Raw genomic sequence first — 13,014 nt, forward strand, 5'->3', positions numbered from 1 at the left:
AACGAATTCATAGTAGCATTGGTTATAAAACTCCTCAAGCAATAGAAGATCTAGCTAAAAAGGTAGCTTAGATTTAACTTTTTTGTGTCCAAAATATTGACTCAAATCCACAACTACTGGTTGAAATTCATGAATAGAATATTTAATTGGTACTCCAAAATCTCTTTGTAGTCTATCTACAAAAGAATCAATCCTAGTTTTATCTTTTAAAGAAATTATATAATTTCCCCCAATTGATTTATCTTTAGGAAACGCTCTTAATGGTTTAATACTAAAATTAATATCTTTTGTATAAGAGAATATTTTTCCTGTTATCATTTTATTTTGTATTGTAGAAAGATTAAACTCATCTACTTTATTATTATTAGGTAAATCCCCAACTAATAAAGGGAAATGTGAAAAGTAAGATTCTTCATCATATGTTAAATAAATATATTCTGTTGAATTATTATCAGAATATATTAGCTTAAAAATATTAGCTTTATAATCATCAGCTGCAATGAACAATAAAGATAAAAACTTCTCAGAATTAATTTTTAAAGAAGTTTCATTAATAGTTATATTAAAACTATTATCTTTTCCCGCTCGTTTCATTGAATCCTCTTGTTTACCTGAAACCAAATCAACAAATACAAAACAAGAAAATGAAAAAATTATTATGTACAAAAAGAATAATATTTTCTTCATATACTCTCTCTTTCTTTAATTTAATAGTCATAAATGTATATAATGTAATTCAAAATATAAAATTATTTTTCCTAAATTTAAAAATTCTATGTCAAATCTATAATAAAACAAAAGAGAGAGTAAAAAATCACTATAAAAAATAGGACTTTTACACACTCTCTTCTGCTTATAATTAATTAATTTTCCAAATAATCACTTCACATCATAATAAGATTTATAAGAAGACAGCGAGTAAAAATATGGTGAAGTCGTATAAGCTTGAACTCCTGGATCTTTCCACTTACCATAAGTAGTCTTTCCATTTGCCATAGCTGACGCCTTATATACACGAGAACCATGATCATATTGAGAATATTGTGCCCAATCTCCCCTCCAACCCATAGTTTGACCTTTACACCATCTTCCACCTTCTATATTATCAAAACACTGTCCAGCACCGATTCTAGGAACTTCCTTACCTTGAATAACATGCTGAGGTCCAGACTCAACATTTGTATAACCAAATTCTGTATAAATCATTTCTGGCCCAGAAGATACATTATTTTCTGCTGCAAAACTCGTTACAGGGGCAGCTAATAAAGTACCAAAAGCCCTAATGATAAAACTCCTTTAGTTAAAACCCCTTTACTTAACATAAAATTCCCTCATTTCCCTAAAGTATTTTTTACTAGTTTAACTAGCACAAAAATAAATTATCATTATTTGTTATAAAAGTCGAATTTTTACAAAAAATGATAATGATAATATATAACATACATCATAATAAGTTATACATATGTTTTTTGTCATATGTTGTCGAAAAAACAAAAGAGGAATCATATGATCCCTCTTTTGTTAAGGCATAAATGACAAGTATGGAGACAGCTAACTTTTTCAAAAGTTTATTAGGGGTAGTAATTTGAAAAAGAAAGTCTTTTCAAATTCAATGTAACACCAATGGAAGATATAGTAAATTGATAATATTTATACGGAAGATTGCTAATGTTTAGTATAGATATTTATTCCTATTCTTACAGTGAAAACCAATAGCATCCTTAGTCTAAAATTAAAAAAAGCCCCTCTTATCGAGATGCTCCTTTCTCTATTTGTACCTCGTCCTATAAAACAGAATGAGTTGACAAGAGACCTAAGCTAACTAACCTATCAAGAACCATTCTGCTTTATCGTGCATCTACAAATCCAAGTTTTTTCTCTTCCTCCCATTTTTCACTTTATTTTAAGTGAAACTTTAATCAGTGGACGTTTTCTTCATCCCCCACTGATTATGAGCCCTCACCTATCTTCCTTGCTTCTCTCTGGATCTTGAAGTGGGAGTCTTATTACCCTAACTAAAATAGCGGGATAAATAGAAAAGACACTCCGTAGAGTGTCCCAAACCATTTTACTTTTAATATATCGCTTTGAATACATTGTATCATATTATTCCATACTATTTATTGAGAAAATTCTAAATCCTCTTTTTTCTAAGGACTCTCTTTTTCATCATGTAATATAATCTTTGTGATAAAGTGAAACTTTAATCAGTGGGGGTTTTCTTCATCCCCCACTGATTATGATCCCTCACCAATCGGGCTGTTACGGGCAGCCCTACTCCCACCTATCTTCCTTGCTTCTCTCTAAATCTTGAGGTGGGAGTCTTACTGCCCTAAAATAGCGAGATAAAGTGGAGCTTTCTTCATCCTCACTGATTATGGTCCCTCATCAATGATGGTTACCATGAAATAGCGGATCAATTCACACAAAGATTATAAAAAATGAGGTGTATATTACTTGATTATTTTTGGGATGATTCCTCTTATTTTATTCATTATTTTTCTTTATTCTTATTTAAAAGATCCAAGAAAAATAATAAATGGCTTTTTATTTAATACGTTTTTCTGTTCATTTCTCGTTTTTTGTCTTATTGTCGCTTTTCAATTTGATAATGAAAAAATACATTGGATTATTGCGATACCTTTTTTAGCTTTTATACTGATGTTACCTTTCGGCATAATTGCTTTAGTAATAGGATTATTTCTTAATGCAAAAACATTAATGAAAAAAGAAGGACGACGCTTTTCTAATTGTTTAACACTCTTTTTAGGTATATTCATTTTACTATGGATACTACTGGCTATTTTTGACCCAACAAGCTTGTTTTCTTCTCATTTTCAACCTATATTCGGCGCAATTTCGCTTATTATTTTGTACTTTTTTATACATGTTTTAAATTTCTTCACTGCCTATCTTCTTTATCAATTTAATAGGCCAAAATGCAATCAAGATTTCATTATCGTTCTCGGCAGTGGTTTAATTCGTGATAAAGTTCCGCCACTACTAGCAAGTCGTATTCATAAAGCAATTGATTTCTATCATAAGCAAGCTGCAGTTGCTTCACCACCTACAATTATTTTCTCCGGTGGACAAGGACCTGATGAAAACCTTCCTGAAGCTGAAGCAATGCAAAAATATGCTGTGGAACAAGGAATTCCAATTGAACATACAGTACAAGAAAATCGATCAGTTAATACGTATCAAAACATGCTTTTCTCAAAACAAATTATGGATTCATTAAAACCAGATGGAAATTACAACAGCATCTTTGCAACAAATAACTTCCACCTATTTCGCGCTGGTTTATATGCCAAACAAGCTGGTCTAAATAGCCAAGGAATTGGTTCAAAAACGGCATTTTATTATTGGCCAAACGCAATGATTCGTGAATATATCGCAATTGTTGTCATGGGGAAAAAGCGCCACATGACAGTTGTAGGGGGTATTTTAGGATTTGCGATATTCTTAACTGTTCTAAGTTTTATATTTAATTAATATACAGCCAAGGCCATTCTTAAAAGCATAAGAATGGCCTTGGCTTCTTTATTGCTATGTAATCTTATGAAGTGACCGATAATTGATTACACGTAAAAAAAGCCTCAATTATCGGTACCCTTTCTTTAAAAGCTAAATGAATATGACGATATTGTTTCTGCCTTAATCTTTTTATTTCAATGTCCTTATGCGATTTAAAAAACAACTCAGGTCCCATTGTAATTCCAATATTTTGTGAAACCATATTCACAATCGTTTCGCAATTTAGTACTTCTAATATAATATTTGGATGCACTTGATGATCATCTAAATTTTTTATCACTAACGACTGATAGGGCCCTTTCGGCATTATAAAGTCCATTCCATCGATTTGTTGAATATCTACTATTTTTTCATTCATCAACGAATGATTCTTTGGTAATCCTAATACAATTTCATCTTTGCTAACTGGAATTGATTGGATTTTTTTATTTACATTTGATTCTAAAACGAACCCTATGTCCACTGTTCCATTATCAATCCATTCTCTAACTTCCTCATATGTACCCTCAAATAATAAAATTTTAATACCAGGGAAACTTTGTTTAAGCTGCAATAACATAGACGGTAATATTTGTGCTGCCGCGCTTGTAAACGCCCCAATTTTGAGTGTACCTGTCAATCTCTTATTTTGCATAGATACTTCTTGCTTAATTGCCGATTCACTCTTTAATACATTTTGAATATGTGGAAAAATACGATTTGCAAACTCAGTTCTTCTAATTTCAGCTTGCTTATTTCTATGTAATAAAGGATGACCAAACTCTTTTTCTAAACTAGCAATCGCATGACTTACAGCTGATTGTGTCATATTTAATTGCTCTGCTGCTCTCGTGAAATTTCCTAACTCCACTACTTTTTGAAGCACTTCATATCTCGCTATCGTCATGAGTTTTACTCATACCTCCTATTCAAAATATGAATTTCACTAATCTCATTATACCTTTTACGATAACAATAGACCAATTTACCAAAAGGAGGATTCACCTTGAATAAAATATTATTATTAACACTTGGAATGTTTGCATTAGGAATAGATGCTTATATAATGGCAGGGATTTTGCCACAAATTGCGAATGATTTTCATATTTCCATTGGAACAGCTGGGCAAACCGTCAGCATATTCACAATCTGCTATGCCTTTACTGCACCTCTATTCGCTACATTTATGAAAAAGACAAATGTAAAACATACATTATTAGCCGCTTTATTTCTTTTTACAATTGCTAACTTTATAACCGCTGTAACTCATCATTTTATCATTCTATTCATTTCTAGAGGTCTAGCAGGAATAGGTGCTGGTCTATATTCACCATTAGCATCATCTGCTGCTGTTACATTCGTTTCTGAAAAAAGAAGAGGAAGAGCTTTAAGCACTGTTTTACTTGGAATGAGCGCTGGCACTGTAATTGGTGTTCCACTTAGTATCTATATTGCTTCCTTGTATGAATGGCGCCTAGCAATCTGGCTTATTGTTATCATTGGAATGATTGGGATATGTGCTCTCTTCACGAAATTTCCTATAGTAGAATCCAGCCCTTTGCCAACATTAAAAGAGCGACTAAGTATGTTCAAAAACAAACAAGTTTCTCTTGTCATGCTGATTACAATGATCTTGAGCTTTTGTAGTTTAGGTTTGTATACGTACTTATATTCCATCATTACAGCATATGGTTTCCACAAGTTTATCGTATTTATTTGGATGTGGGGAATCGGCGGAATTGCCGGAAGTTTTCTCATCGGGTTTATCATAGATTTCTATAGAAAGCCAAAGGTCCTATTACTGTATGTAATAGGAATTATGTTTCTCTCATTTATATGCATGGGGATTTTCCATAAATCTGCATTATTAGTAGCTATCTGCTTAATTCTTTGGGGGAGTACAGGATGGGCAACACTCGCTATCCAACAAAAAACGCTTGTAGAAATTAGCCCAAAACATGCTACCATTTCAATTGCTTTGCTTAGCTCTATTAATTATTTTTCTGGTTCGATCGGGACAATGGTAAACGGAATTCTTTTAGAAAAAGGAATCTCCCCGATTACCTTACCTTATGTAACAGCTGTTATGTTGCTGTTAGCTATAGGAGGACAGATTTTTTTTATCAGCAAGAGAACTGTAATCTCACATCAGTCTCATTGAATTATTGTTTCCAAAACGAAAGCCCTATCTTCTAAGAGAAGTACTTTTCTCTATCCCGCATGCCTCTAATATAAAAATTCCGCTTCAACATTCGAAGCTATCGTTATATTTATAAAGTGAAATTGCCCTAAAATAGCGGAATAAACAAGCTACTGAATAATCCAAGAAATAACACGAAATCTTTTATAAATTGTAATTGACCGCTTCCTTCTTATACAAAAAAGCCCAAGAAGCCGCTAACACTCTTCTTGGGCCTTTCTCACTATCTTCTTTTCGTAATTTTCCCTGCACCACCAACCCGTGTTTTAGGGGGAGATGTATTCTTTGGCGGAGTTTTAATGGATGATTTTGGCTTCACATCTGAGCTATTACCGCCTGGCGATTTTGTAATTGTTCCTTTCTTTCCTGTAGATGGTGGAACTTTCTTACTCTCTTTTTTCGTAATACTTCCTTGATCTCCTACAGATGGTTTGGAATCAATTTTATCACTTCTTTTAATAATCGATCCTTTTCCCTCTTTTGTAATAGGCGGTGGTGTTTTCTTTTCCTCTTTTGTAGGTGGTCTTTCCGGGATAACTGGCTTATGATTTTGTCTATCATTATATCCGCGATAATCACCACGCGACGATTTATACGAACCAAATATATCATTTAAAATACTTCCGACAATATACCCTTGTAAAAAAGATGGTTGATAATTTTGGCGAACAAATTCTTTATTGCTAATTTCAACCAGTGTATCCGATGGTTTTTCTTTATCTTTTTGAAGGTTATAAAGCTTATCAGAATACACAAGAAACATTTGATTTTCGTCTTCTTTTGACACTTGCTTTGGCTCTTTTTCATCCATCAATTCCTTTGCAACTTGAGGAACTGTTTTATTGGCAGCCCTGTATACATATGATTCTTGCTTACCATCTTTTGCAACTGATTCTAATGGGTAGCGGTCTTGAATGGACTGTTCATTTCCCGCTCCCAATAATATGTAGCCAGCAACTATAAGTATTCCAATAATTACAAAAGTAGCAATACCGAGCGATTTAATCATGGTAAACAATCGGTTTGACATGATTATCGCCTCCTTATGTTGCCCTTATAATTTGTACATCCGCAGAAAGAATCGCTTCTCCCTCATACATCATTGTGCGTCCATCTTGCCATTCGATACGAAGTAAATTTCGATTATCCGATTGAAATTCCCATACATATTGCTCATCTGAAACAGCAAACGGTGTTTTTCCCATGACAACAACACGTCCACTATAGCGCTCTTCTAGATGATACTCGATACCATCCATTTCAATTGTTGTTGGAATCTCATCTATCGAATCTAAACGTCCATCAATCGGTGTATATAATTTATAATGCGTACTTTCACGATTTTCAATTTTTAAATAACGAATTGTTTTCCCATCTTGCAAAGTTAGTACAATTTCATTACGAGAATGCATGCTTGTTTTTCCAATTAACTCATACATCATTAATGAAACTTCAATCATATCTCCAGGTGCTAACGTTAATAACGATCGTTCTGGTTTAGCAGGTTCTGGACTTTTTATTATATTTTTAATTCGTTTAAATAAACTCATACTTTCTTCCTCCTCTTTCCGTTATAGACATGCTGCTAAAATAAGTGCGCCAACAATATGTAATGAACCCGCTAATAAAGCATGCGCAACATGCCCTTGCTTTGTTCCTTCTTCTAAATCTAATCCGATTATTTTTCTTAAAATGAATTCAATCAACATTTCTACAACTAATAAAATGACAAATGATACAACTGAGGCTAAAAGCGCTTGCCATAAATCATTCGATTTTGTAATCGATTGTGACAAAATATATCCTTGTGCAAATAATTTCATAATAAAGCGTGTTGTCACAGCTATATTTCCTTTTTTCATTTCTGCTACGTCGTTATATTTTGTAAAAATAGAATCAATCCACATCAGTACAAATAAAAGAATAGCGCTTGCTCCTGTCCAAACAAACATCGCTAACACATTCATCCACGTCATACAAAAACCTCCTCTAAGAACATAATAAGAAAACCGACATGATTACTTTTCATGTCATGTCGGTTCTTTTATCTTTATATCTATGTTCATTCCCTGTATCGAAATACAAATAAAATAAATTACTTTTTTACAGCATGAAATGCTGCGTCTATATAAAGCTAAACACTCTTTCTCCTAAAAAAGAAAGATTTTTCTTCTATATTATTTCTCGTACTGCTTCATAATACGCGCTAATTCGTCCTCTACAGCTGAGTTTTTATTTAAAGCTGCAAATTCCTCATCTAGCGACTTTTCTTTTTTATAAATTTCACCGCTTGCCTCTGCTTCTGCTTCTAATTGAAGAGCTTTTTCTTCCATGCGGTTAAGCCCTGCCTTTGCAGTATTAGCATCGAATCCAGACATTGCTTGATTGATACTTTTTTGTGCTTTTGCTGCATTTACACGCGCAACAAGTGTTTCACGTTTATTTTTCAATTCTGTTAATTGCTTGCGCATTTCTTCTAATTTAGCACGAAGGTTATCCGCAGCCGCTTTATTTTGTTCATAACTTGCTTTATATTCATTCATTTTTTGCTCTGCATTTTGCTTCTCTTCTAAAGCGCGACGCGCAAGGTCAATATTGTTTGCTTGAACAGCCATATGCGCTTGTTCTTCACGTTTTTTAACAAGTGCTTCTTGCTCTTCAAATAATAATTTAAACTTTTTCTCAAGCGCAATTTGAGCTGCTACACTTTTCTCAGCTTCTTGTACATCCTCTTGCATATCGCGTAAATATTGATCCGTCATCTTAACTGGATCTTCCGCTTTCTCAATGAGTGCATACACGTTTGACATCGTTAAATCTCTTAATCGCTTAAATAAAGACATTTCAATTCCTCCTATATATTAAACCATATTTCAAATCCCCTACTTAGAAACCTTAAAAATCTCCCTTTACAGTAAAAATATTCATTTTTATACCCTTGTGTACATTATATCAAACCCAACATGCCCTTACATCTTATTTTTCAAATATACAAGCAATAATCTGACATTCTTATTACAACATATGTATACAATCTCTTATGTTCGATTTTCCCACTCCTTCTTTTTGTTACTCCATTACATATTTGTCATGTTGCTGTAAGAAAAATCGATCGTTCATATAAAGTTATTCTTATAAAATGAAATCAGAAGTTCAGATTACATTTTATAAGAGAAGTTTGCTTCTTATAATCGGGACTTTATACAATAGATTTTTATTTTTCTACAATCACATCATATTGAATATAAAAAGGAGATAGGAAACATGAAAAAATTAATCGGAATTGGATTGGCTACAGCAATATCTTTTGGAGCATTATCAGGTTGTTCATTATTGGGAGAAAAAGCAAATGGTTTCATATTATATGGTACTGAACAACAAGTTCAACAAATAGCAGACAAAAATAAAAAAGATGTAACGGAAAAAGATGTTTATAAAATGAAACTTGTAACATTAGAAGGAAAGAAAGTACTTGTAATGGATAAAAAAACAGGTGAAGCGCTAGTAAAAAAAGAATTGCTAAAGAAAGTTGAAAAAGATGATGAAACAAAGGCACTTGATACATTACCAACTGTAACGGCAGAACAAGGTGTATTATTTGCGAAAGAAAAGATAGAGAATACGAGCATTGATCATATAAAACTAAAATATGAAGGAAACACAATTATTGGTGATGGCCGCAGCTATGCAGATATGTTTGCAATTGTAGAGAATGCTGCATATGACAACGTAAAAGGGGAAGAAAAAACTGTAGGTGTGCTGAAATTTGATAAAGACCCTAGCAAAGAGTTTCCAGGAAGAAATGGAGTAGACGCGGCGCAGCTTGTTAAAATGAAATAATAAATAAAAAGCTTTGCGATTTTCGCAAAGCTTTTTATTTATTCACAGTATGATTTCTATTCGGACTACAAGTTTTCGACTGACACGATTGATTTAAGGAACATGCTGCACATTTTCCTTTTTTACTTCGCTTTACAAAATGAAATAACGTATATCCTGCATAACCAAAAATGACAGCTCCAATAACAAGATTGACTACCATTATGATACATCCCCTTCTAGAATCCGAGTAAAGACCCAACTTGGTATATGACAAATGTTAATACATAAGCAACAATAAGTGGATACACAACAGAGAAAATCGTCCATTTTACAGAACCTGTTTCACGACGAATCACGGCTACTGTTGCTAAACATGGAACGTATAATAAAATAAAAAACATAAACGCATAAGCTGATAACGCAGTATAGTGTGCTCCCATTACATTTCCTAGTACATCTTCTTTTACCGCATAAATAATCGCCATCGTCGACACAACAACTTCTTTTGCTAAAAATCCAGTTAGAAGTGATGCTGCTGCTTGCCACGTTCCAAAACCGAGCGGTGCTAACAGCGGTGCAACGACTCCACCAATCATCGCTAAGAAACTATCTCCCATATCAACGCCAAACCCAGATGGACCAGCATAATTTAATAACCAAATCATAACCGATCCACCAAAAATAAACGTACCCGCTTTACGGACAAAGCCTTTTCCTTTTTCCCATGTGCTAAGCCATAATGTTTTCGCTTGCGGCATGCGATAAGGTGGCAATTCCACAACAAAAATAGACTTTTCTTCTTTTAAAATCGTCATGGACATGATTTTCGTAACAAGTAATGCAAGTATAATACCGGCGATGTATAAAGAAAACACAACAGTCGCCTGGCTGTGAGGAAAGAAAACCCCTGCAAATAATGCATATACAGGTAGACGCGCTGAACAAGACATAAATGGTGTTACGAAGACCGTTAACAGTCGTTCTTTTTCTTGTTCAATTGTTCTTGCTGCCATAATTCCTGGAACATTACAACCAAAACCGATAATCATTGGAATAAACGCTTTTCCGTTTAAACCAAAGAACTCCATAATGCGGTCCATTACAACCGCTATTCGCGCCATATATCCAGAGTCTTCTAATAATGAAATAAAAAAGAATAAAGCAAAGATTTGTGGAACAAATACTAATACAGCACCAACACCAGCAATAATTCCTTCTGTAACGAGAGCTTGAATAAATTCAGATGCGCCAATACTTGTTAAACCCGCTGTTACCCAATCCGTAAGCTTTCCAGCGAAAATTTCATCAAGTATATCTGACAAAGGCGTTCCAATCCACGTAAACGTAACCTGAAAAATAAAAAACATAACCGCTAAAAAAATGGGAAGTCCAAACACTTTATGTGTGATTAACTTGTCTATTTTTTCTGAAAAAGGAATTTTCCCTTCCTGTTCATGTTGAATGACACATGTTTTTAACTTTTCAATATACGCTGCACGTGTGTTATACATATGCGTTTCTAACGTACAATCCAGTTTTTTCTCTAACTGAGAACGCATTGTTACTAATTCATGATAAATGGGCAATCCCATTACCTCTTGTTCCACCACTTCGTTATTGCTCAAAAATTGAAGCGCTAGCCATCTTGGATGCTCATAATTTTCTTTCACCAAAAGTGTCATTATATTTGCAATTGCTGCGTCTACTTGTTCACCATATGAAAGAATAAATGACTTCATTTCCTTATTACTACTTTCATGAAGAGTAGCTAGTAATTCATCACAGCCTTTGCCACTTCTTGCAACAACAGGAACAACTGTTACTCCTAATATTTCTGATAATCTTTTTACATCAATCACAATTCCGCGTTGCTTTGCCACATCAATCATATTTAAACCAATAGAAACGGGCTTACCAAATTCTAAAAGCTGTAATGTTAAATGCATATTGCGTTCAAATTGAGAAGAATCGACTATATTTAACATATAATGAAATTCCTCTGTTAATAAGAAGTGAGTCACTACTCCCTCATCTCGAGAAACAGGATTTAAATCATATACACCTGGTAGATCAATTAATGTCCCTTGTTTCCCTTTCAATTTCCCAATCTTTTTTTCCACCGTTACTCCGCTCCAGTTTCCTACATATTCATAAGAACCTGTTAACGCATTAAATAACGATGTTTTTCCTGTATTCGGATTCCCTAGCAAAGCAACCTTATTCACACTAATTCCACCTTTATCATTTTCGCATCGCAATGACGAATACTAATGAATTGTCCGCGGCACTCTAGTGTAAACGGTCCTTTGAACATCGCCTTTTGTTTCACACGCAATTCACTTCCTTCCGAAAGACCAAATGCAGCTAATCTCCGTTTTAACAATTTATCTAATGCCTGCATACTTTTCACTAATACTTTTTCACCGATTTGAATGTCAACCAAACTCATAATCTTCCTCCTTAAAAGAGAATGATAATTATTTTCAAACAAATTATAGCATACTGTATAAATCGTACACTATAGCTTTTTCTATTCTATTTGTTAACATTTTCGTACACTTATATTGAAATAGTAGCAATACAAGATTCATTTGCCATTCTCATCCATTTCGATTAAAATAAATCTAACAAATAAAGAATTTCGTTATCACAGGGGGAGCTATATTGCTGAGAGGGAACAATTTGTTCCGACCCTTAGAACCTGTTAGTTAATGCTAATGTAGGGATTGTGCAAACGTTAAAATACATATGCCTCAGCATCTTCTTCATTACGTATTTTATATCTCCCTATGATAATAATTCTTTTTTGTGCAACTTGGATTTAGGGGGAATGACAACATGCGTAACACCAATTTACAAGCGATGATTGAATCTGCAATTCTCGCAGCCTTCGCCTTAATCATCGACATTTTACCATTATCAATTAAAATCCCAACAGGCGGTTCTGTTTCATTTGCTATGATTCCTATTTTTATTATTGCGTATCGCTGGGGATTCAAAATGGCTTTTTTAGGAGGGCTTATTTGGGGGTTATTACAAATTGTCGTCGGAGATGCCTATATTTTAACGCCAATACAAGCATGTATTGAATACTTCATTGCTTTTGCTTTTATTGGATTTGCTGGTTTATTTTATCGCCCGGTGCAAAAAGCTATTGCAAATAACCAAGGAAAAAAAGCTCTCTTGTATATAATCCTTGGAACATTTATCGGCAGTTTTGCACGCTATTTTTGCCATTTTATTGCGGGAATTATTTTCTGGGGACAATACGCACCAAAAGGACAATCAGCCTTTCTGTACTCTTTCATTGTAAACGGTAGTACAATGCTTGCTTCTTTTGCATTATGTACAGTATTGCTATTACTTCTATATACAACGTCACCACGGTTATTCCAAAGCATTCGTGCTTATCATAGTAATTCAAAAAATAAGAGCGCCTAAATGATATTCTTTAGGTTGTAGGGAAAGCATTCTCT

14 protein-coding genes and 1 riboswitch are annotated in these 13,014 nt (G+C 33.8%); of the genes, 4 read left to right on the plus strand and 10 right to left on the minus strand.

Going from position 1 to position 13,014, the window contains the following annotated elements:
• Positions 1–54: 54 nt before the first annotated feature.
• Together MR063_RS19115 and MR063_RS19120 are read right to left on the minus strand one after the other, a co-directional pair.
• A complete protein-coding gene (locus tag MR063_RS19115) occupies positions 55–687 on the minus strand; it encodes a hypothetical protein (RefSeq protein ID WP_242200814.1) in 633 nt (210 codons plus the stop codon).
• Between the two features lie 192 nt (positions 688–879).
• Complete coding sequence (locus tag MR063_RS19120) at positions 880–1,206, minus strand: hypothetical protein (protein ID WP_242200816.1); 327 nt, start codon at positions 1,204–1,206, stop codon at positions 880–882.
• A gap of 1,251 nt (positions 1,207–2,457) precedes the next feature.
• On the opposite strand from MR063_RS19120, the gene MR063_RS19125 reads away from it, so the two are divergent.
• The gene (locus MR063_RS19125) at positions 2,458–3,495 is read left to right on the plus strand and encodes a YdcF family protein (protein WP_242200818.1); all 1,038 of its coding nucleotides are present in this window, start codon (positions 2,458–2,460) and stop codon (positions 3,493–3,495) included.
• 64 nt (positions 3,496–3,559) lie between these two features.
• On the opposite strand, the gene MR063_RS19130 is transcribed toward MR063_RS19125, so the two are convergent.
• The gene (locus MR063_RS19130; protein ID WP_242200820.1) at positions 3,560–4,423 is read right to left on the minus strand and encodes a LysR family transcriptional regulator; all 864 of its coding nucleotides are present in this window, start codon (positions 4,421–4,423) and stop codon (positions 3,560–3,562) included.
• 99 nt (positions 4,424–4,522) lie between these two features.
• Between MR063_RS19130 and MR063_RS19135 the strand changes: the two genes are divergently transcribed.
• Entirely contained in the window at positions 4,523–5,677 is a 1,155-nt protein-coding gene (locus tag MR063_RS19135; protein WP_242200822.1) for an MFS transporter, read from the plus strand.
• A gap of 262 nt (positions 5,678–5,939) precedes the next feature.
• Here the strand turns inward: MR063_RS19135 and MR063_RS19140 are convergent, their stop codons facing one another.
• The 4 genes from MR063_RS19140 to MR063_RS19155 form a co-directional block, all read right to left on the minus strand.
• Positions 5,940–6,746: a DUF4247 domain-containing protein gene (locus tag MR063_RS19140; RefSeq protein WP_242144248.1), complete on the minus strand. Its 807-nt coding sequence runs from the start codon at positions 6,744–6,746 to the stop codon at positions 5,940–5,942.
• A 13-nt stretch (positions 6,747–6,759) separates the two neighbouring features.
• On the minus strand, positions 6,760–7,266 hold the full coding sequence (locus MR063_RS19145) for a DUF4178 domain-containing protein (protein WP_242200823.1): 507 nt from the start codon (positions 7,264–7,266) through the stop codon (positions 6,760–6,762).
• A 21-nt stretch (positions 7,267–7,287) separates the two neighbouring features.
• The gene (locus tag MR063_RS19150; RefSeq protein ID WP_242144250.1) at positions 7,288–7,692 is read right to left on the minus strand and encodes a DUF350 domain-containing protein; all 405 of its coding nucleotides are present in this window, start codon (positions 7,690–7,692) and stop codon (positions 7,288–7,290) included.
• Positions 7,693–7,893: 201 nt separating this feature from the next.
• A complete protein-coding gene (locus tag MR063_RS19155; protein WP_242144251.1) occupies positions 7,894–8,559 on the minus strand; it encodes a PspA/IM30 family protein in 666 nt (221 codons plus the stop codon).
• A 421-nt stretch (positions 8,560–8,980) separates the two neighbouring features.
• Here MR063_RS19155 and MR063_RS19160 point away from each other — a divergent pair, with 421 nt between their 5' ends.
• Positions 8,981–9,556, plus strand: coding sequence for a lipoprotein BA_5634 family protein (locus tag MR063_RS19160; protein ID WP_242200824.1), 576 nt, complete (start codon positions 8,981–8,983; stop codon positions 9,554–9,556).
• Between the two features lie 34 nt (positions 9,557–9,590).
• On the opposite strand, the gene MR063_RS19165 is transcribed toward MR063_RS19160, so the two are convergent.
• Genes MR063_RS19165 through MR063_RS19175 form a run of 3 tightly spaced genes read right to left on the minus strand, consistent with a single transcriptional unit; the run spans position 9,591 to position 11,987 of the window.
• Complete coding sequence (locus MR063_RS19165; protein ID WP_242200826.1) at positions 9,591–9,758, minus strand: FeoB-associated Cys-rich membrane protein; 168 nt, start codon at positions 9,756–9,758, stop codon at positions 9,591–9,593.
• A gap of 16 nt (positions 9,759–9,774) precedes the next feature.
• On the minus strand, positions 9,775–11,763 hold the full coding sequence (gene feoB, locus MR063_RS19170; protein WP_242200828.1) for a ferrous iron transport protein B: 1,989 nt from the start codon (positions 11,761–11,763) through the stop codon (positions 9,775–9,777).
• Positions 11,760–11,987 carry a FeoA family protein gene (locus MR063_RS19175; protein ID WP_242200830.1) on the minus strand — a complete coding sequence of 76 codons (228 nt, stop codon included), beginning with the start codon at positions 11,985–11,987 and terminating at the stop codon, positions 11,760–11,762. Before MR063_RS19175 ends, feoB begins: the two co-directional genes overlap by 4 nt.
• A gap of 193 nt (positions 11,988–12,180) precedes the next feature.
• Positions 12,181–12,282: riboswitch (TPP riboswitch) on the plus strand.
• Between the two features lie 94 nt (positions 12,283–12,376).
• On the opposite strand from MR063_RS19175, the gene thiT reads away from it, so the two are divergent.
• Positions 12,377–12,979, plus strand: coding sequence for an energy-coupled thiamine transporter ThiT (gene thiT / locus MR063_RS19180; RefSeq protein WP_242200832.1), 603 nt, complete (start codon positions 12,377–12,379; stop codon positions 12,977–12,979).
• The last annotated feature ends 35 nt before the right edge of the window (positions 12,980–13,014 follow it).

This window comes from Bacillus cereus group sp. BfR-BA-01492, from assembly GCF_022662815.1.
Classification (GTDB): Bacteria; Bacillota; Bacilli; order Bacillales; family Bacillaceae_G; genus Bacillus_A; species Bacillus_A cereus_BD.

Excerpts from the sequence above, each read along its gene's own strand:
- MR063_RS19115 (WP_242200814.1), bottom strand. The coding sequence starts at position 687 with ATGAAGAAAATATTATTCTTTTTGTACATAATAATTTTTTCATTTTCT.
- MR063_RS19120 (WP_242200816.1), bottom strand. The coding sequence starts at position 1,206 with ATGATTTATACAGAATTTGGTTATACAAATGTTGAGTCTGGACCTCAG.
- MR063_RS19130 (WP_242200820.1), bottom strand. The coding sequence starts at position 4,423 with ATGACGATAGCGAGATATGAAGTGCTTCAAAAAGTAGTGGAGTTAGGA.
- MR063_RS19140 (WP_242144248.1), bottom strand. The coding sequence starts at position 6,746 with ATGTCAAACCGATTGTTTACCATGATTAAATCGCTCGGTATTGCTACT.
- MR063_RS19145 (WP_242200823.1), bottom strand. The coding sequence starts at position 7,266 with ATGAGTTTATTTAAACGAATTAAAAATATAATAAAAAGTCCAGAACCT.
- MR063_RS19150 (WP_242144250.1), bottom strand. The coding sequence starts at position 7,692 with ATGACGTGGATGAATGTGTTAGCGATGTTTGTTTGGACAGGAGCAAGC.
- MR063_RS19155 (WP_242144251.1), bottom strand. The coding sequence starts at position 8,559 with ATGTCTTTATTTAAGCGATTAAGAGATTTAACGATGTCAAACGTGTAT.
- MR063_RS19160 (WP_242200824.1), top strand. The coding sequence starts at position 8,981 with ATGAAAAAATTAATCGGAATTGGATTGGCTACAGCAATATCTTTTGGA.
- MR063_RS19165 (WP_242200826.1), bottom strand. The coding sequence starts at position 9,758 with ATGGTAGTCAATCTTGTTATTGGAGCTGTCATTTTTGGTTATGCAGGA.
- MR063_RS19175 (WP_242200830.1), bottom strand. The coding sequence starts at position 11,987 with ATGAGTTTGGTTGACATTCAAATCGGTGAAAAAGTATTAGTGAAAAGT.
- thiT (WP_242200832.1), top strand. The coding sequence starts at position 12,377 with ATGCGTAACACCAATTTACAAGCGATGATTGAATCTGCAATTCTCGCA.